The 20,864-nt window shown below is 32.7% G+C and carries 16 protein-coding genes; 12 read left to right on the forward strand and 4 right to left on the reverse strand.

Features of this window, described 5'->3' with window-relative positions; all coding sequences use genetic code 11:
* Window positions 1-106 precede the first annotated feature (106 nt).
* Window positions 107-508 (forward strand): DUF1573 domain-containing protein, encoded by a 402-nt coding sequence (locus tag P8625_RS04255; RefSeq protein WP_279652247.1) that lies wholly within the window; start codon window positions 107-109, stop codon window positions 506-508.
* A gap of 54 nt (window positions 509-562) precedes the next feature.
* On the opposite strand, the gene P8625_RS04260 is transcribed toward P8625_RS04255, so the two are convergent.
* Entirely contained in the window at window positions 563-1,903 is a 1,341-nt protein-coding gene (locus P8625_RS04260; protein ID WP_279652248.1) for an aspartyl protease family protein, read from the reverse strand.
* 154 nt (window positions 1,904-2,057) lie between these two features.
* On the opposite strand from P8625_RS04260, the gene P8625_RS04265 reads away from it, so the two are divergent.
* Entirely contained in the window at window positions 2,058-3,248 is a 1,191-nt protein-coding gene (locus P8625_RS04265) for a pyridoxal phosphate-dependent aminotransferase (RefSeq protein ID WP_279652249.1), read from the forward strand.
* Complete coding sequence (gene murB / locus P8625_RS04270) at window positions 3,249-4,256, forward strand: UDP-N-acetylmuramate dehydrogenase (RefSeq protein WP_279652250.1); 1,008 nt, start codon at window positions 3,249-3,251, stop codon at window positions 4,254-4,256. It abuts the gene before it with no gap.
* Between the two features lie 248 nt (window positions 4,257-4,504).
* Here the strand turns inward: murB and P8625_RS04275 are convergent, their stop codons facing one another.
* Window positions 4,505-6,136: an ABC-F family ATP-binding cassette domain-containing protein gene (locus tag P8625_RS04275; protein ID WP_279652251.1), complete on the reverse strand. Its 1,632-nt coding sequence runs from the start codon at window positions 6,134-6,136 to the stop codon at window positions 4,505-4,507.
* A 202-nt stretch (window positions 6,137-6,338) separates the two neighbouring features.
* Between P8625_RS04275 and P8625_RS04280 the strand changes: the two genes are divergently transcribed.
* Together P8625_RS04280 and P8625_RS04285 are read left to right on the forward strand one after the other, a co-directional pair.
* Complete coding sequence (locus tag P8625_RS04280) at window positions 6,339-7,100, forward strand: DUF4272 domain-containing protein (RefSeq protein ID WP_279652252.1); 762 nt, start codon at window positions 6,339-6,341, stop codon at window positions 7,098-7,100.
* 31 nt (window positions 7,101-7,131) lie between these two features.
* On the forward strand, window positions 7,132-7,914 hold the full coding sequence (locus tag P8625_RS04285; protein WP_279652253.1) for a hypothetical protein: 783 nt from the start codon (window positions 7,132-7,134) through the stop codon (window positions 7,912-7,914).
* 206 nt (window positions 7,915-8,120) lie between these two features.
* Here P8625_RS04285 and P8625_RS04290 read toward each other — a convergent pair whose 3' ends face one another.
* Both P8625_RS04290 and P8625_RS04295 read right to left on the reverse strand, forming a co-directional pair.
* On the reverse strand, window positions 8,121-10,835 hold the full coding sequence (locus P8625_RS04290) for a carboxypeptidase regulatory-like domain-containing protein (RefSeq protein WP_279652254.1): 2,715 nt from the start codon (window positions 10,833-10,835) through the stop codon (window positions 8,121-8,123).
* Between the two features lie 32 nt (window positions 10,836-10,867).
* Window positions 10,868-11,695 carry a GLPGLI family protein gene (locus P8625_RS04295; RefSeq protein WP_279652255.1) on the reverse strand — a complete coding sequence of 276 codons (828 nt, stop codon included), beginning with the start codon at window positions 11,693-11,695 and terminating at the stop codon, window positions 10,868-10,870.
* Window positions 11,696-12,505: 810 nt separating this feature from the next.
* On the opposite strand from P8625_RS04295, the gene P8625_RS04300 reads away from it, so the two are divergent.
* The 7 genes from P8625_RS04300 (at window position 12,506) to P8625_RS04330 (ending at window position 20,859) form a co-directional block, all read left to right on the forward strand.
* Window positions 12,506-13,594, forward strand: coding sequence for a dsDNA nuclease domain-containing protein (locus P8625_RS04300; protein ID WP_279652256.1), 1,089 nt, complete (start codon window positions 12,506-12,508; stop codon window positions 13,592-13,594).
* The gene (locus P8625_RS04305) at window positions 13,591-15,321 is read left to right on the forward strand and encodes a hypothetical protein (protein WP_279652257.1); all 1,731 of its coding nucleotides are present in this window, start codon (window positions 13,591-13,593) and stop codon (window positions 15,319-15,321) included. Before P8625_RS04300 ends, P8625_RS04305 begins: the two co-directional genes overlap by 4 nt.
* 164 nt (window positions 15,322-15,485) lie before the next feature.
* Complete coding sequence (locus P8625_RS04310; protein ID WP_279652258.1) at window positions 15,486-16,619, forward strand: OmpA family protein; 1,134 nt, start codon at window positions 15,486-15,488, stop codon at window positions 16,617-16,619.
* Window positions 16,620-17,041: 422 nt separating this feature from the next.
* Window positions 17,042-18,214 carry a DUF262 domain-containing protein gene (locus tag P8625_RS04315; RefSeq protein ID WP_279652259.1) on the forward strand — a complete coding sequence of 391 codons (1,173 nt, stop codon included), beginning with the start codon at window positions 17,042-17,044 and terminating at the stop codon, window positions 18,212-18,214.
* On the forward strand, window positions 18,204-18,920 hold the full coding sequence (locus P8625_RS04320; RefSeq protein ID WP_279652260.1) for a hypothetical protein: 717 nt from the start codon (window positions 18,204-18,206) through the stop codon (window positions 18,918-18,920). The genes P8625_RS04315 and P8625_RS04320 overlap by 11 nt, the downstream gene beginning before the upstream one ends.
* Window positions 18,921-19,214: 294 nt before the next feature.
* Window positions 19,215-20,314 (forward strand): IS3 family transposase gene (locus tag P8625_RS04325; RefSeq protein ID WP_279651524.1). Its coding sequence is split into 2 segments (ribosomal slippage): window positions 19,215-19,476 and window positions 19,476-20,314, totalling 1,101 coding nucleotides; the frame shifts between segments, so codons are not numbered across the junction.
* 218 nt (window positions 20,315-20,532) lie between these two features.
* Window positions 20,533-20,859, forward strand: a complete 327-nt coding sequence (locus tag P8625_RS04330) for a transposase (RefSeq protein WP_279652261.1) — start codon at window positions 20,533-20,535, stop codon at window positions 20,857-20,859.
* Window positions 20,860-20,864: the final 5 nt, after the last annotated feature.

The raw sequence follows: 20,864 nt of genomic DNA on the forward strand, positions 1-20,864 counted from the left end.
AACTATCTGTGAGGTACAGAAAATTAGAGGTTGTTTTTTTAGAACTTAAATAAATAATACTAAATTTGTAAAGGTTAATGCCCTTAAAAAATTAATTTGTAACATTATGAAAACAATTTTATCATTTGTAGCTGTTTGTTTTATTACGCTAACAGTAAGCGCACAAGAATTCAAATTTGAAACTGAAACTATTGACTACGGAAAAGTAGCCATTGGTTCTGAAGGAAAACGTGTATTTGAATTTACTAATGTAGGAGATGCTCCTTTAATCATTCAAGATATAAAGTCAACTTGTGGTTGTACAGTTCCTACAAAACCAGAGAAACCTATTATGCCTGGTGAAAAAGGACAAATTGAAGTTTCTTATGATACGAAGAGACTAGGAGGTTTTTCGAAAGCAATTACTATTATTTCTAATGCTAAGGTAAAAAGAAAAATGATTAAGATTAAAGGTTTTGTTGCTAAAGATGCAACCCCTGCTAATGAGAAAACCGAAAGCAATAGCTAAAAAAATATGTTCTATAAAAAAGAGGCTGTTTAAAAAATAAAACAGCCTCTTTTTTTATATTCTTTGCTCTAGTTTAAACCCAAATTTTAAGCTTACACCGGCTCTCTCTACTTCTATTTTTATTTTCCTACCTGGTTTTCTGTGAAACATATCTAAAATATCGTTTAAATGATATTCATGTGCAGGCTTCAAGTTTATTTTTTTTATAATATCTCCCTCTAAAAGACCCGCTTTAAATGCAGGGGAATTCTCTACCACTCTGTTTATTTTATACGTGGGCTTAAAACGATAAAAATAAGTGTTTACAAACGAAATTACATTCTTATTAGACTCTTGACTATTCATATTATAATCATCTGCAATTCTCGTTACGGCTTGTTCTCTGATTAACTCTTGACCGTCATAAACTATTTGTAAACCGCTCATGTTATAGTAAAAACCTTTCTTTAATGAAGCATTCTTTTTAAGTACAATTCTTTTGTTCGGATAATCAATCCAAACTTTAAAACGTTTTAAAATTCCTCCTCCAATACTACCATTTCTTTTTTTAAACTTCCTAGCATTAAATGTAGACGAAGAGTCTAAAAAAGAAACTGTTGGTTCTTCTACTTCAAACTTTCCTATGGCAACTTTTGGTATTCTGCTACGATTCCCATATATAGTTCCACTAAACCCCTCTCCTATGATGTCTTTGAAAAATTTTTTAGGCGTTTTTAACTGTTTCTTAGTTCCTTCAAAAAGCCACATGGCATCACTACCTCCCGTATCTATCAATAATTTTACTGGTACCATGGTGGTACCGACTGTATCAACCTGAACCTTGGCATTTATATAGGGTTTATTTCTATGAAAGTGCAGCGGAAAACTTTCACAACTACCGCAAGTAGATTTCTTATACGTTTTAGGATTGTAAAAATCGATTCTCTTAGTGGAATAATTTACTTTAATAATTACATCTTTTAACAAATTATACCCAATAATGCCATGAATAGTTGTTCCCATTTTTGCAGAAATGTCAAAAGCGTCTTTCAAAATAACGTACAATCCTTGATTTGAACTTACAATATTCTTTATTCTAAAATTATTTCCTCTAGAAAACAATGCCTCAACTGGCTCTCCGGTTCCTAACCCCCTTATTAATACCTTTTTCACGTTATGTAACCCAATACTATCACTTGAAGTTAAGTTGAATAAAATTGTTTTATTCACTCCTGTATCTAAAATAAACGACAACTGGTTTCCATTAATTTCTATGGGAATTACTATCAAATTATTAATCAGTTGAAATTTTATGGATTGTTTGTCTATTTCTTTTCCAAAAAACTGAAATTTTTGCTGAGCGACGACAGACAAACTAAAGAAAAGTGTTAAGAGGTATATGAATCGTTTATTCAAAAGAAAGTTATTTTTTAATCTTTTGAAATATACAATCTTCATTTTACATATTTTTCTTTTTATGATTTTTTTAACCGTTTTTTTCCTTACAAAGATTCTACTACTATCAAATATATTTTGCAAATTTGCTACTCAAACAACAATTCAATTTAAAATGCCATCTATTTCTAGTAAAGGAAGTGCAATGCCTCAATCACCAATTCGTAAATTGGTTCCTTTTGCCGAGGCTGCTAAAAAAAATGGAACAAAGGTTTATCATCTAAACATAGGGCAACCCGATATTAAAACACCTCAAGTTGCTTTAGATGCTGTAAAAAATAACACCATTGAAGTATTATCGTATGCTCGATCTGAAGGTTCAGAAGTATACAGAACCAAACTAGCCAATTACTATGCTACAAATGATATTCATGTAACTGCAAACAACATTATTGCTACTACAGGAGGCTCGGAAGCGCTGTTGTTTACTATCGGTAGTATTACCGATCCTAACGACGAAATTATCATTCCTGAACCGTTTTATGCTAATTATAACGGATTCTCAACCGCTTCTGGTGTAAAAGTAGTTCCTGTAATTTCTAAAATTGAAGACAACTTCGCCTTACCTGCTATTGAAGATTTTGAAAAGTTGATTACTCCTAAAACGAAAGCAATTTTAATCTGTAATCCAGGGAACCCAACTGGGTATTTATATAGTAAAGAAGAAATTGAAAAATTAAAACAAATTGTATTAAAACACGATTTGTTTTTAATTGCCGATGAGGTATATCGTGAATTTACATACGATGGTGAGCAACACAATTCGGTAATGGCTTTAGAAGGATTGGAGCAACACGCGATTATGATAGATTCTGTATCTAAACGCTATAGTATGTGTGGAGCACGAATTGGATGTATCGTTTCTAAAAATGAAGAATTTATGAATACGGCTTTGAAGTTTGCTCAAGCACGTTTAAGTCCGCCTACCTATGCTTTACTAGCTAGCGAAGCTGCTCTAGACACTCCTAAAAGTTATTTCGATGAAGTTATTGAAGAGTATGAAGATCGTAGAAATACGTTGATTAGTGAACTAGAAAAAATCAAAGGAGTAAAAGTAGCAAACCCTAAAGGCGCTTTTTACTGTGTAGCTGAGTTGCCAGTAAAAGACAGCGACGATTTTGCACAATGGATGCTTGAGAAATTCAACGATCAAAACGAAACAGTAATGGTAGCTCCTGCAAGTGGATTCTATTCTACCGAAGGTGAAGGAAAAAACCAAGTGCGTATTGCTTATGTTTTAAACAAAACCGATTTAAAACGTTCGGTTGAAATCTTAAAAATAGCCTTAGAAAAATACAACAGCTAATTGAACATTCAAGAAAACATATCTTTAAAAGAGTACAACACGTTTGGTATTGACGTAAATGCCAAACGTTTTGTTTCTGTTACTTCCTTATACCAACTACAACAACTTTTAAAACAAGAAACAGCTATTTTTTTACTATCAGGAGGTAGTAATATGTTACTTACTAAAGACATTGAGAACTTAGTGGTGCATATTGATATGAAAGGAGTTTCTATTGATAGAGAAAATCATAACGATGTTTACATTACTGCAAATGCTGGCGAAAACTGGCATGAGTTTGTTTTGTGGTGTGTTTCTCAGGGTTATGGCGGATTAGAAAATCTGTCACTTATACCAGGAAATGTGGGTACTTGTCCTATCCAAAATATTGGAGCGTATGGTGTGGAAGTAAAAGACACTATCACCAAAGTAGAAGCTGTTGAAATTGAAACAGGAAAATTAGTCTCTTTTGCTGCTGAAGAATGCGAGTTTGGATATCGAAACTCTATTTTTAAAAACAAAGCCAAAGGAAAGTATGTGTTAACTTCGGTTAGTTTTCAACTCACTAAAAACAATCATAAGCTTAACACCTCTTATGGAGCAATTGAAGCTGAATTATCTTTGAAAGGAATTACAAATCCGACAATTAAAGATATTTCTGATGCGGTTATCGCCATTCGACAATCAAAATTACCAGATCCTAAAGAAATTGGTAACAGCGGAAGTTTTTTTAAAAACCCTGTAATCTCAAAAGAACATTTTGAAAAGCTTCAGAAAAAGTATGCTAACATACCAAGCTATGTGGTTTCGGCTACTGAAGTTAAAGTTCCTGCCGGTTGGTTAATTGAACAAAGCGGATTTAAAGGAAAGCGTTTTGGAAACTACGGAGTTCATGAAAAACAAGCCTTAGTTTTGGTTAATTATGGGGGTGCTTCGGGAAAAGAAATTTACGAACTAGCACAACAAATTCAGCATACAGTTAAAGATATATTTGACATTCCTCTTGAAATAGAAGTGAACGTCATTTAATAAAAAAAGGAGTACAATTCTGCTTTTTCGTATTTCAAAGTAAGCCTAACTTTATATATTCTAAGGTAAAACTATTGGGGTAGACTCAAAAAACAAATCCCTTTTCTGAACCATATTAGTGATTCTTTAAAAGTTTATTATTACTGTAATTTCAGAGACTTTGTGCACCTAAATAAGTTGTGGCTAAATCTCAATTTACCTAGTTTTTTATTTGCTACTCCAACTACTAATTAAAAGTTATACTTGTATTACAAATCTATTTCTTTTAACGCTTTGATATTATTACGCTCTAAAAACGCATCAATCGTTTCAAAATGTTCAATTACACGTTGGTCTTTAAACTCAAATACTTTTTGAGACAAACCTTGTAAGAAATCACGATCGTGCGATACTAAAATTAAGGTTCCGTCAAAGTGCAACAACGCCTCTTTAATCACTTCTTTCGATTTTAAATCCAAGTGGTTGGTAGGCTCATCTAAAATTAACACATTTACAGGTTCAAGTAAGAGTTTTACCATCGCCAAACGTGTTTTTTCCCCTCCAGAAAGCACTTTTACTTTCTTTTCTAAATCGTCGCCCGAAAACATAAAGCGGCCTAAGATGTTTTTTATTTGCGTTCGGATATCTCCTTCGGCAACCTCATCTACGGTTTGAAAAATCGTCAATTCAGGGTCTAACAACGATGCTTGATTTTGCGCAAAATACCCCACCTTGGCATTGTGTCCTAAGCCACATACACCTTCCACATCAATTTCTCCCATGATTGCTTTAATCATCGTCGATTTTCCTTCTCCGTTTCTTCCTACAAACGATACTTTTTCTCCACGAGCTATGGAAAAACTCGCATCTTTAAACACGGTTATATCTCCGTATTTTTTAGTCAACCCTTCCACTTTCACAGGGTAATCTCCTGAACGTGGAGAAGGAGGAAAACGCAGCTTTAAGGCTGAAGTATCTACCTCATCAATCTCAACAGGTACTAATTTTTCTAACATACGCTCTCGAGAGGCTACCTGATTCGTTTTCGAATAGGTTCCTTTAAAACGCTCGATAAATGCCTTAGTATCTGCAATAAATTTTTGTTGTTCTTGGTAGGCTTTTAACTGATGTGCACGACGTTCTTTACGCAATTCTAAATAGTGCGAATAGTTCGCTTTGTAATCGTGAATCGTTCCCATCGTCACTTCAATAGTTCGGTTGGTAATGGTATCAATAAACGCTTTATCGTGTGAAATTACTACCACCGCTTTGGCTTTGTTTAACAAGAAATTTTCTAACCAAATTACCGATTCGATATCTACGTGATTGGTAGGCTCGTCTAACAAAATTAAATCGGGTTTTTGTAATAAGATTTTCGCCAACTCAATCCGCATACGCCAACCACCACTAAATTCAGACGTTGCTCTATCAAAATCTTCTTGCTTAAAGCCCAATCCTTTTAAGGCTTTTTCTACCTCGGCTTCGTAGTTTACTTCTTCCAACGCATAGTACTTCTCTCCTAAATCAGAAACTCGTTCGATGATTTTCATATACTCGTCCGATTCGTAATCGGTACGGGTTTCTAGCTGTTTGTTCAAATCGTCCATTTCGGCTTTCATAGCAAAAACCGATGCAAATGCTTTGGATGCCTCTTCTTTTACCGTACAATTGTCTTCCATTAACAAATGTTGTGGCAAATAGGCAATTACGGTATCTTTCGGGCTGCGAACACTTCCTTTAGTAGCTTTAGAAACTCCTGCAATAATTTTCATAATCGTAGATTTTCCTGCACCATTTTTACCCATTAAGGCAATTTTATCGTTCTCATTTATTACAAACGACACGTCACTAAACAAGGTGTTACCACTAAATTCAACCGTTAATTGATCTACCGTAATCATACAAAATATTTTAAGCGGCGAAATTAGTAAAAACTATGAATACCTTTGAGAAATAATTTTACTTGGATAAGCTATTGCTATTTTTTATATTTGAGAACATATAAAATTGCTAGAACTTCATTATAACTATATACAATCTTTTCAGAATAAAAATATTTAAGTTTGGTACATGCAAGCTAGCTTTAATCAAAAAATTATAAATATGAGTTTTTTCAAAAAATTATTTGGTTCAAAAGAAACTAAAAAATCTCAACAAGGAACAAAAGATAAGAATCGTTTGGAGACTTACAAAAACATTCCTTGGATGACAGATCTGAGACTTGAAAACATAGCTATTTGTCTTGATGCAGGATTCAAACCTGCTAGTTCTCTACCAACAGCATTTGAGCGAGAATTACGGCCTACAGTTGAAATCGCCCAAAGATTAAATGCTATAAAGGCACTCGTTCTCTGGTTGATGATTCCTGAAGAAAATTTAGAAAGTGATAAAGTTCTAACTTTCATTCATAAAAATAACCTTAATAATTTTATGGATGAAGAGGAAAAAGAAATTCTCAACACATCAAGAGATGATGAACAAGCAAGAAATGCTATTGGTTGGAAATTTGAAAACGCTTGGCCTTTAGCTTGGTATTTTGGATATAAAGAACCTGATATTATGGGAGAAATGATGTCAGGAGAACAAATGCAAGAAATTTTAATGGAATATACTTGTCCTATAAACGAAAGCATAGAAGAATGGGTGAAACACCAAGAAATTCTCTCTGAAAAATACCTACTACAAAAAGAAGATTTGTTTTATTGTCTACATAATGCCGTAAGAAGTGCACAATTAGGAAGAGAAACGGTTCCTAAAGGTTTTGACCCAATGGGAAATGGAGGAGTAATCCATGAACGAAGACATTCCTTAACTTGGATGTTATCGAAAAATATCAGCTGGGAAGACACTGATTTAAGTACCTAAAGTAATTGTAAAAAAATACAAAAATCATAAAATGAATAGAAAAACCTTTATACTCCTAACCTTAACTATATTCACAAGTTTTGGATATTCTCAATCTGAGAAAATTAAAATAAGAACGAATCATTTAAATGAGGGCAATTATCTAAAAATAGACGATTTTTATTTGACTCATTACCTGTATATTGATTTATTTTTGAGAGAGAATTTATTTCCGGAAGCAAGTCCACAAGATGTTTCTGCTGTTTTAAAAGCAATAAAAAAATATGTTTCAGTAGAAAATAAATTAGATATTGAAATTGAAAAACCAGGAAAAAGAAATTATTTAATTCGGATGGCTATTCTAAAAAAAGATGATGGTACAGAACTTTTAATCGCTTTTACAAATTGGAGTGTAAAAAAAAGAATGTTTGAAAAAGAAATAAAATTAGAAAATAATTCCTATGCACGATGGTATTTTCTTAATGAAAACAAAATGACTTACAGAAAAGATATGTCTAATCAAAATGATTATTCAAACATGACTGATTCAGATTTAGCAAATGCTTTTTTGTTTGATGAACAACTTGATAACGATATTAAAATACAAAGTACAATAAATAAAACTTTAAATAATAATGATATCAGCGTATCAGAAAATATCAAGACTAATTTAATTCTTTTGAAATATCACCTTTTTAAAAGAGATACCGAAAACATAAGTAAGCAAACTGAGTACTTAAACACGCTATTTAAAAACAACGAATCGAAACATAATCTTAGAGGTTTAAAAATGGCTTTTGACGCAACAAAATTTCAAATAGAGTTAATGAAATAAAAACTATGAGTAGATAATATGTAATAAGAAATATTGAAAGAGTATTTATTTCTTCTTAGTCTATTTCAGTATTTTTTGTAGTTACTGGAAGCCCCTCTATACAACATAGAATTTTGTTTGTTTTTCGTACAATTAAATTGCATTCGCTAGTTGAATCTGCCATGTATTTACTAAAAACTAAAAATTCATAATTTAAACGTATATCGTTATAGATTGTACACCATTCGAAACGTAATAAAACGAGGTTGGATGAATGTTTGCGAGGTAAACACCGAAAAGTTATTGGCGTTATTTCTAACTTGTGAGTCAATATCGAGTATGTTGGTTGCCTTTAGTTCGTATTCTAACTTAGCGTCTCTATCTTTTCTGTAAGAAAATCTAGCATCCCAGGTTTGAAACGATTGCGACTCTCCGTTTCCTAAACTTTGAGTTGTATAGGAATAATTGGTGCGAAAAGTAAGCGACTGAAACATATACGCGTCAAACTCTATAGACGGAGCATTGGTCGTAAAAGTTGTGTTACGTCCTCCCTGATTGTTATCTGAAATACTGTAACGATAACGCAAACTCACATTAGGTGCTTTAAGATAGTTGGTGCGAATTCCTGGTGTATAAGTTTGTGTATAGCGTTCGTTTAACGATTGCGATCCTTGAATAAACTGGTTGATTTTACTGTAATTAAAACTAGCGTTAAAACTAGCTCTTATTTTACCAAACGTTCTTTGAACACGTCCAAAAACATTCACGTTTTCATCAGCAAAACTGGAATTGAAAAAGGTACTGGTTCTAATTACATTATCGAAATTTGTTAGGTTTCTTATTTGGTCTATGTTACTTGAATACGCAGCCCTGGCAAATACATTCGTATAGTTGAACAAATTAAAACTGCTATAAAAAAGATTGATATTGTGAGAAAGTGCATTTTGAAGTTCTGGTGCTCCGTACTGAATATTATCATAATTATTCAACACCAATCCCGCTGCCAATCGTGTTACATCGGTAAATTGATTTCGCATTTCATATCGAAAGGTTAATGCCTCATTCTTTTTAAACTGGATTCTGGTTTCAAAATCTGGCAAAATTCTAAAGAAGTTATCTTTATACACCGTACCAAATTGTATATTTTTATTTCCATAGGCATGTAATGAAAAACCAGGAGTGACGGTAAACTTTCCTTTTTTAAAGCGGTAATGTGCTCCTAAGTACACATCGCTAAAATTGTATTCAATCGCATTGCTTATTTTTCCATCGTTAAAAGTTGGGGTGGGATTGAATTGAGAACCGTCTTCTAAAAACTGAAAAATATCCGAGCTAAACTCTTGACGACTCAGAATTGTTCCCAACGTAAGATTGATATTACTTTTTTGATTGATGATGTTGTAGTAATCTACCTTCGCATCTAACTGATTGGATTTAATTTGCCTATTTTGATTGATGTCATACTCGGTCGAAGAAGTATCTAATCCCAAAGCTTCGGCAGTACTATCGTACGGATCGTTATTATTGGGGTCGTTATCTAAAACAGCATTGTAAAAAGGATCTTCTTTTTTGAGTAGGTGCTGTGCTTCAAAGGCAAAAATATTATTGTCGTTTAGGGTGTAATAGTAATTCAGATTTTGATTGATATTGTAGGTCGTTACTTCTTCTATCTGATTGGTTGTTCCTACGACATTAGAAAAAACATTCTGGTATTGCTCATCACCTGCGACTTTTCCGATGATATCGTAATCGAGTTGATTGTTTACATTGGGCTTGAAAGAAGCACTCAATTTTAGAATTCCCTGATTTGATTCTTCTTCTGTATTTTGGTTGATCGCTTCATCGGGAATACCGAGATTCGGGTTGGTATATTGTATAAAACTTTTTTGTTGTGAACGTATTTGACTGTTATTTAGTATTACAAAACCACTAAGATCTAAGGTTCTTTTAGGAGAATAACTAAAATTTCCTGTTGCTAACTTATTGGTTATTTGTATCGCATTGTTTTGATTGGTTAAAAAGTTCAGACTGTTGTCGCCAATACTAATATCTGTACCGCTACTTCTGCTAGGCGTTCTAAAGCCCCCACCAAAGCCACGAATATCTCTTCTATTTAAGGCCGTTTCTCCTATATTATTCAGGTCACCAATAAAGTTAACGGTATATTTCGGACTGTAATAAAACAGTTTGGGTTGCACCAAATAAAGTCCTTTTTCATCGGCTACTCCTGCCCCAGCCGTAACATTACCAAACCAAAAATTCTCTTTTCCTTCTTTAAGTTTGATATTTAAAGCGATATTATCTTGATTATTTCGTACGCTACTCAATTGTCCTACTTCTGCATAATTACGCAACACCTGAATTTTATCAACCGCTTTCGACGGAATGTTTTTGGTAGCCAATTTGGTATCGCCATCAAAAAAATCTTTTCCATTCACCATCAACTTATTCACTACCTTACCCTCTACCTCTACCTGACCGTCTTCATTAATTTCTACTCCGGGTAATTTTTCTAAAACATCTTCTAACTTTCTTTCGGTACCGTTTTTAAAAGAATCGGCATTGTATACCAAGGTATCTCCTTTTACAATCACGGGCATTTCGTAGGTCACCTCTACCTCATCCAAAGCATTATCTAGCTGCAATACAAAATCTTTATCCATACTACTCTCGGTAGTAGTAAGCTCCTGCTCTAAGGTTTTCATCCCTACATAACTTACTTGCAGTTGGTAGGTGGTTTTCTTTTTTAACGAGAGTTTGTATTCACCTTTTGCATCGGTAATAGCATAGGATTCTAGCAAGCTTGTTGCCTTGTCTATCGCCACTACGTTGGCTAATTCAAGTGGCGTGTTTAAACTGTCTTTTACGATTCCTTTCAAGGTAATTTGTGCATGACTGCTCATTCCTAAAAAAAGCAAAACAGCATATAGATATCTTTTCATATAGGTAGTGGCTACGGTTGATTCCCGAAAAATTATTGACGACGACGCCCTCTATTGTTTCTCATTTCCACCATTTTTTCTCTGATGGTTTGTTGATACGCCTCTTTCGTAATTTCTTTTCCTCTTTTAGGAGCTTCGATGACAATCTCTTCTTTTGGATTGATGGTTACTTTCGAACACAACATAATGGTATTGCCATAACTTACTTCTAAAATAAGTCCTGGTAGGCCTCCAAACTCTGAAGGACCGTGACTAACCGGAATTTGTGGCGTGTACCATGCTTCAATCTCTGTCATCTCTACAGCTGGTGTTTCTGAAGCAATGCTGTCTTTTTTCTCTTCTTTTCTTCTAAGGTCTCTCCATGAGAAATTATACCACTCGAGTTGAGAACTAGGTACTTCTGCTGTCGCTTTAAAACACAAATAGTTTCCTATCTTTTTAGACTCCTTCCCTATTTTCCAGTCAATTTTTAGCAGTTCGTCTTTCACTAAAAACTTTTTTCCGTAAAATTCTTGGCTTTGTACTAAGGCGTTTTCTTTGACATTTTTGTACTGATCGCCCTGTGAAAAGTTTGCTCCCCAAGAATCGGTTGCTCCCGAAATGGCGTCGAGCTTTTCTTCTTCTTCAAAAAAAGATTCTTTAAGGTTAAAACTCAATACATACGTTTTCTCTAACCTGTTTTTTAAACGGGCTTGAATTTGCTTTTTTTGCGCTTCGCTCATTCTAGCACCAAATCTACCCAATTCTAATTTCGATTTTGAGTAGTACACCGCTTGCCCTGTAAATTCTTGAGAGCTAGGTTTAAAAGACACCAAAGCGAACAAAAGAACTCCGCTAAGTGTATATACTAATGATTTCATACGTTTATTTTTTTGTTTAACAAATATACATAATTATTAAACATGACTGTTATTTATCTTACTTTTAACTGTTTTTAACACAAGGTATTTTTCTTACAAAACAGCTCTTACAAACTTACGGAAAGTTCGCTTAGTAAACTACCCTGACCTATAAATTAAACGTTAGATAGTCAGAAAATTTCGCATTGCAATACCGACACCAAAAAACGCTCTAACAGGCATCCATAGAGATTTAAGGGCAAGGCTGTTTCCGTCGCTAAGAATTGTACAACTGTTATAAACTTTTCCACCCCCGTGATAGCGGCGACCCATGGCGTATTAGTAGCGGAGCGTGCCGTAGTAGCTGCGACCTATGCCGTGTTATTAGCAGAGCATGCCTTGATAGCTGCGACCCATGCCGTGTTATTAGCGGAGCGTGCCGTGATAGCTGAGACCCATGCCGTAGTATTAGCGGAGCACGCCGTGATAGCTGCGACCCATGCCGTGATATTAGCGGAGCGTGCCGTGATAGCTGCGCCCCATGCCGTGTTAGTAGCGGAGCACGCCGTGATAGCTGCGACCCATGCCGTGTTATTAGCGGAGCACGCCGTGATAGCTGAGACCTGTACAACCTTTGGTGCCCCTTAAAACGACTTTTAGTACCTAAATAAGGAGTCTTATGGGATGCCGTAAAAAAAATTAAACTATTATTGTTAAATTCGTAACATCCAAAAAAATATAGCATACCATCATTAGCCGACTGAAATGGTAGTATAATGGTGTATTTTGTATCTATATAAACAAGTTGGCATTAATACGAGAAAGAACTAAATGACAAATAATTACAATTCGGAAGTGAATGCTGGAGTTCATACTAATATTGGTATGGATTTCCAAAAGAACTGTACTATTTACTTGTTTCTCGAAAAATACAATCAGTTACAAAATCAAAAGTATTTTATAATATTAGAACATTTAGAGGACGTAATTTTTGGATACCTTGATAATCAAACTGAACTTTCAAAAATTGAGACTTATCAGGCAAAAAAATCATCCTCAAAATGGACAAATAGTGGTTTATTAGAAATTATAAAAAAAATCGCTGAAACCAGTCAATCAGTATTGGATGACCCACACCCTAAAGCAGTAGATTTTAGTCAAGACAACTATTTTGCAACAAATAATACAATAGAACTTAATTGCAAAGTTGATAAACAGCAATATTCTTGTCTTGTAAATGAGGCTAACGAACATTATAAATATTCTGCTTTAGATCAAAACATTAAGAATAAAATTCAAAAAGGGTCGAAAGATGTGTATTTTACATCAGAAAATATATCCAATTTCGATACTTTAAACTTTAGATTCATCGATTTAGCTAGAACGCCAAAAGCACAATTAGAACAACTTGAGGGGAAATTTAGAACTGTGTTTGGTGAAAACATAGCTGACCACAAAGCTGCTCTATACTCATTTTATTTTGCTTTGATGGAAATAGAAAAAGAGTTAAATCAAGGTAACATTGCAAAATTAAGTGATAATAAAAAAAGGATTGACTCTAACCAAATCGATTCAATAATCAATATTCTAACTAATAAGAAAAAAGCATTTGACTTTTGGAGAGAAAAAAAGGATGAATTATGTGAAGAACTAAATATTAATCTATTTGATGTCACAATGTTTGAACTTCACTATGAAAATAGCTTTGATAAATTTAAAGACATTAATGAAAGTGAACATAATAAAATTTTTGATTTCGTAATAAACAATAAAGCTACATTTAAAGCACACGTAACAGATAGAGCTTGTATTGCAAGTTATCATTCCAAATTTAACAAAGAAAAATCTTCAACCTTATCTGAATTACAACTGAAAGCTGTAATTGCAGCAGCATATATTGAAGTTAAAAATACTTTATGAAAACAACCCTAGATATAAATAGTATTCTTGTTTACAGCGAAGAGAACAATAAATTTTTTCAAACTGAATTTAAAAGCAAGCTAAACGTTATTTACGGTAAAAATACAGCAGGGAAAAGTACTCTAATTCAACTAATTCTTTTTGCATTTGGGATAAATGATAATAAGATTAAGCTTGCCGAAATTCTAGCTGAACAGATTTTTGTTAGACTTGATTGTACAATTAGATATGAACAAGAAGAAAAGAATTATGTTTTTATAAGACAAGATGAAACTCTTTTAATTAAAGACGATAATGAAAAAGTTTTAAGATTTAATGGTATCAGTAGTGATAATTCTGCTGAACACGTGAAATTAAAAAAATACCTTAATAACTTATTCAATTTCAGTTTGTTATTAGAATCAAATAGTGGAATATCAGAAGCACCAATAGAGACCATTTTCTTGCCCTATTATGTTTCACAAGAAGTGGGTTGGGTTTACTTGCGTAAATCCTTTAGTAATCTCAATTTTTACAAAAATTTCAAAGAAGACTTTCTTGATTATTATTTAGGAATAGAGAATGTTATTGATAGAGGAGAAAAACGAAAAATTGAAAAAGAAATAAATAGGCTTCAGCAACAGATTCGGTTCTACGCTGATGTGGAAAAAGAAAACCAAGACTTAAAACTTGCTAACGTAATCGACCAAACTCTTGAAGGTAAAGCAAATGAACTAATTTCTAACATTTCCGAGAGAAAGAACAATTTACTTGATTTAGAAAATACTTATGTTTCAGACTCTAATAAATTGACTTTCCTAAATCAACGTTTATCCGTAGTTTCTAAAGTTAAGCGAAACCATAAAAATCAGGAACCAGGAAAAGATAACTGTCCTACTTGTACTCAAATTTTGCCTTCAAAAATCGAAGATGTTTATTCATTTTTTCAAGAAGAAAATGATACGATTAATTTACAAAGAGAATTAAAAGATAAAATCAAAAAGTTACAGTCAAGGTTAAATTCTCTAAACAAGAAGATTGAATCACACCGTGCTGACATAAAATCTTGTTACTTAACATTTAATAAATACTCTGAAAATGGATTAACACTTGAAAGGTATCTTGATAGTAAAGCAAACATTCAATTATTTGAGAATTTAACCAAACAAATAGGACAATTAACGATTGATTTAGAAATCGAAAAAGAAAAATTGAAGGAGTATAAAACAGACGAAGAGATACTTATTGAAAGAAGTAAGAAGAGTAAAATATTTAAGGACAAATACTTTACTTATAATGCAAGTCTGGGTTTACCGTCATTAGATGAAGAAAGGTTTTATCAATTATATGAAATATCATCTTTTCCATTTCAAGGTGTTCAATTACATCTAGCAGTTTTAAGTTATCATTTTGCTTTCAATAATTTGTTAACCGAAACCAGTGATATTCATAGACTACCCTTTATACTTGATAGCGTATTTAAAGAAGACATAGAACAAGGGAATAAAAATAAAATATTGAAGTTTATCAATGAAAACTTTCCAAAAGATACTCAAACTATTTTATCAATAGCTGATGATAAAAATGTTGATTCTAAAATTGAAGACTATAAAAATGAGATATTTAAAGATAATGCTCATATGATTTGCATTGGGAATGGAACGGAAGAAAAAGCTCTTTTAAAAGATAACGATGATTCTCAAAAGGAATTGATTGAAAATAGTTTTGAAATATTAGAGACAATATAAAAGTACTAATGCCAACAATGTATAAAAATAATAGCGGTTTAATACCTAAAACGAAAGTAAGTAAATATAAAAAAGTCTGTGTTTAACAGAAAAGTCAGTGTGTATAAATCCGCTACTATTCTTATACGAAACGTTAGCAAAAATATTAACCAAACCAGCATACAATGAAAAATCTATTATTTATTCTTATTCTTATTCAAACCTCTATTGGAGTTGCAAACAACGAATGTTATAAAAAAATTAGTGGCGAATGGGTACTTGTGGATTGTTTTATTATTCAGTTAGAAAATGCTAAAATAGACTGGAATAATAATTCTGCATCGCTTACAGCTGACCAAAAAAAATATATTGATAGCATTATTTTACCAACTTTTTCAAAAAATAGAAAATTTAAATTAGCGTTTACGAGTTATTCAAAAAACACAAATCCATCTCAAAACTTATCTCAACTCAGAGAACAATCTATAATTAATTATCTTACTTCTAAAGGTGTAAACTCTGAACGATTAATATCTACAGGTTACGGCGAGAGCAATTCTAAAAGCGAAACAATATTATCTAATTTAGAGGAAACTGATGGAATAACACTAATGGATGTCTACACATCATACTCTATTGCAACAATTGAACGAGACGATGAAGATTTAAGAATTTCAAAAATTGAAAGTTTTAAACCAGAAATTAAAACCTTGAGCGTTGACGAAAAAAAGTTAGAACGAATTTCGTTGCTATCCGAAAATCGTCGTAAGATATTATCACAATGTAAACCTTTGAGTACAGCTCCATCTTCTCACAGGAAATTTAATAAAATTCAACTTTACGCTTATGAAAAAATTGATGGCTCTGTAGATTTAGAATTCTTTAAAAAACTTTTTTCCCCAAAAGGGAAATTTGATAATTTGAAAATATCAAATTTAAATGGTTTTTATCAACCTGTAGAATGTAAGTGCAAAATTGAAGGTAAAGATTATACTGTGGGCTTGGCTTGGTTTTACGGAGTTATAAGCAGTCTTAATATTAATAACAAATCTGGAGAGCTAAAACTTTCAGCACTTGATATAGTTAGTGCTTCTGTAACTTTAGGACGTTCCACGGTAAGTGGAAGGATTTATGGAGAAGGTTTATACAGTGATGAAATGAATATCGATTTTGACCTATCTACTTTTAGTGTAAAAGAATATGGTAATTACAATATTTTTGTAAAAGATTACTTAGACTTAAGAAAAGGGATAGTCTCAAAAAAAACAACATTTTCACCAACATTGATTTTGCTTGAATTGTATGAATTAAACAATTAAAAAAAATACTTTTGCTAACAATGTTAGCTGATACACAACCCCCAAATTTTAAAAAATGGAATTCATTTTAAAGCTATGTAAGGGTTGTATTTAGAACAAAGCCAAAATTTTAACTCCTGATTTTGTTCTTTTAGAAAGCTTACAATAAAAGATGTTAAGTAATAGGGTATAGTTTATTTTAAACATCCTCAAAAAAAGGACAACTATTAATTCGAATTGACGAACGTAAAATACAAACGGTAATTCTGAAAAGCAACAAAAAGTTTAATTAAGCTATACAATCCAATAATATTACCTGTATCTTTAGGTTATCAAACATCAAATATGGTATATTTAAAAACAGCTTAAATCAATTTTTAACCTGTAGCAATATTTCAGGACTAGACATTCAAAATGACTACAACTAAATAAGACAAACGAATATGGAGAATAGAGTTTATTATGGAGAGTATTCTTTAAAACATTGGATAGACCTAATCTTGAAAAAGAACATTATTCTTCCAGAATATCAGAGATTCTTTGTTTGGGACGAAAAAAAAGTCAAAACACTTATAAGGACATTCAAGGATAAACAGTTTATCCCACCAATAACAATCGGTGCATTTAAAAGTGATGAGAATAATCAAAATCTTATTCTTGATGGTCAACAAAGGTTAACAAGTATCTTTTTGACATATTTAGGACTATTCCCTGATGAAGCGACATACAAGAAGGCGATAGAAACATTTGCTGATGAAAATGACGATGAAGAAGAACCTGAAGAGAAACTAGATAATGTACTTGAATGGAAATTTGACAAACTCACAGAGAAAGGAAACAGTCGAAATGATATTTTAAAGAATATAGTAGAAGGTAATTACAAGAAGATAGATTTTGGAATTGATGAATCGTTTCTTGAAACAAATTTTCTTGGTTTCTCTTATTTAGTACCTGCAGTTTCAAATGACAATGAACAACAGAAATATTACTCATCTGTTTTCAGGAATATTAATATTCAAGGTCAAGTGTTGTTGCCTCAAGAAAGCAGAGCCTCATTATATTTTCTAGATAAAGACTTAGCTCCATTTTTTAAACCAAATTTTGCTAAAGAATATGTAGTTAAAAGTGTAAGTGGCAAAACAAAAGTTGACTTTGTAAGGTACCTAGCTTGTGTGGCACAGTATAACAAAGACCAAGCCGCGAACAAGGTTGCGAGAAGCTATAAACCTAAAATGGAAAAGTATTATGAAGAGTTTATTTACTCTGTTATTTCTGATGATGAAAGTAAGTATGGGAAGTTCACTGATATTTTTCCAAACAAAGATTTCAACGAAAGTTTCACTAAACTAGAACAACACTTAGTGTCGCTCGAAATTCCAAAAGAGTATCCCTCAATTATTGATATGGATATATACTTTTTTGGTCTTGTACACACAATTCTATTTCAGAAAAAAATCATCAAAACTGAAGATAAAGATGAATTGAAAGGAAGAATTGAATCGAAAATTAAAGAATTTAAGGAAAACCCTTCACACGTTAAAGCACCTAGTAATTTAGGACATTTAAGGTCAAGAATATCTTCTTCAATTGTAATCTACTCTGAATATGCGTCCTAATCTCCACACAGATTTTATTATAACACCAATTTCAAGTTTGTTGCAAGACGCTGTTACTGCAAGTTCAGGAATAGGTAATGGAATTGAGACCTATCCGCTGTACGATTATGTAATGCAATCTGTTTTATTAAAACTTACAGGTTTCCAAGAGCAGAAAATGAAATGTATTTGTTGGGAAATGGCTTCTGTTGACTTTGAGTACAGATATGAATTTACAAAAGCACCCTTGGGAGAATGTTCAAGCTATTCCGAGAAACAGAAAATTTATAGGGACTTGATAAATCAAATTGAGAAAAATGGGTTAAGATTTGATGAAATTGACATTGATAAAAGGGAAATTTTAAGATCAATCAAAATTGAGGTTGAAGAAATTTTTCAGTCTAGCAATCTTGCAATTTGGGCACAGAGAGATTTTATTAATAATCACAAAAATTTCAACAGGGTAGCTATTAATCATTTTGCTAGTCATAAAGGCACTTTGTTTTCTGATAATTATTTAAAGAAGATTTATGAAAAACGACTCTACAAACAACGTAATAGAATTGCTCATAATACATCTTCATATCAACAAAATTTGCCAACATTAAGAACGTTAATTGAAGATGATTATCAATACGACAATTATTTCACATACTTCTCATTATTAATGCTGATTGATAAGATATTCATTGGACTCTATAACAAATACTTGGAAGTAACGGAATGAAATTAAAAAGAAAAAACAACCGCTAACAATGGTAGCTGATGCACAACCCCCAAATTTCAAAGAATAGAATTCATTTGAAAGCTATGTAAGGGCTTTATTTAGAACGAAGCCAAAATTTTAACACCTGATTTTACTTTTTTGAGGGCTCAAAACATATCAAATATGCCAGTATTTAGATAACGAAGATTATTTGAAAATTCAGAAAATAAAAAAATATGTAGATCTTAATGTAAGCTTCCCTAAAAACCGAACTGTTTAAAAGTAGAATAAAAAGCTTAATTTTAAACAGTAATTATGAGAAAAAGTAAATTTAGTCCGACACAAATCGCAAAGATTTTAAAGGAGTTTGATAACGGTAAGCCAGTGCCAGAGATTACTCGTGAACATGGTGTAAGTGCTGCGGCCTTTTACAAATGGAGAAGTAAGTATGCAGGTATGAACTCCAAGGAGCTTAAGCGTTTAAAAGAATTGGAAGAAGAAAACCGTAAACTTAAGCAAATGTATGCCACACTTGCTCTTGACCATCAAATGGCAAAGGAGATTATAGAAAAAAAGCTATAAAGCCTTGTCGTAAGCGAAGTATTACGAAAGAACTTATTCATTACGGCATCAGCAGGGCGTGCCGTGTTCTTAAAATGAGTAAGAGCGTTTACTATTATAAGCCATTGGTTAAGGACGATTCTGAAGTAGAACAGGCATTGAAGCAAAAAGCAGAACAACATTCAGAAGAAGGGTTTTGGAAAGCTTACGACAGATTACGCAATGAAGGGAAATCTTGGAATCATAAGCGTATGCACAGAGTATATGTAGCATTAGGGCTTCCTTTAAGACGAAAAGCAAAGAAACGATTACCAGCAAGAATAAAAGAACCACTTGAAGTTCCTCAACAAATCAACCATACTTGGAGTATGGACTTCGTAACAGACGTTTTAGAAAATAAAAGACGTTTTAGGGCATTTAACATTATCGATGATTATAACAGAGAAGCGCTGCATATAGAGATCGACTTTTCCTTAACCAGTAATCGTATTGTATGGGTACTTAATCACCTTATCAATAAAAAAGGAAAACCTACAAAGATCAGAATGGATAATGGTCCTGAATTTATCGCACATATAACCAATGAATGGAGTAGGATGCACGATATTGAATTTAAGTACATACAGCCTGGAAAACCAACTCAAAATGCATTTGTGGAGCGATTCAACGGTTCCTATCGAAGAGGTGTACTCAATAAATATATTTTTGAGAATATAGATCAAGTAAGAGAACAAACACAGATATGGATGGATGATTATAACAATCATAGGCCACACGATGCTTTGGGTAAAATTCCACCTGTAAAATATGCTCAAAAGCAACATGACGCTGCCGCTAGGCTCATTTTAAAATAAATTGGCTTTTAAGCAATAATATGAAAGGAAAGCCAATCTATTTTAAAACGGAAAACCATATATTTGGATTAACAAACAGTTCTAAAATAGGGAAGCCTACATTAATAAAACCCGTGACTAACAACTTATAAAATTAATAGCTAGTGCAAGCCTACCTATTTTAGCCCCCAATAAGTTCGGAGTACTATTTTAAATTTCAAATTAATACATTTGAAATTATGAGATATAAGAAATGGACCTTAGAACAGAAGTTAGAAATATTAGCTAGTTCTGAAGAGATAGGTATAGTAGAAGCCTGTCGTAAATATAGTGTTAGTACTGGCACTTTCTATAGTTGGAAAAAGAAGTTTGAGTATAAAGGAGAAGCTGGATTGAAGGTTACCTACGATACCAAAAGTAAAGAGCTTAAAGCTGCAGAGGAAGAAAATCGTGTATTGCGAAAGTTACTTAGTGATAAAGAAATAGAACTAGAGGTACAGCGAGAACTCTTAAAAAAAAGTTTGGGACATCAGATCCAAGAAAGATTTAGTAGATGTAACCTATGAAAAGC

Source organism: Tenacibaculum tangerinum (assembly GCF_029853675.1).
Lineage (GTDB): Bacteria > Bacteroidota > Bacteroidia > Flavobacteriales > Flavobacteriaceae > Polaribacter > Polaribacter tangerinum_A.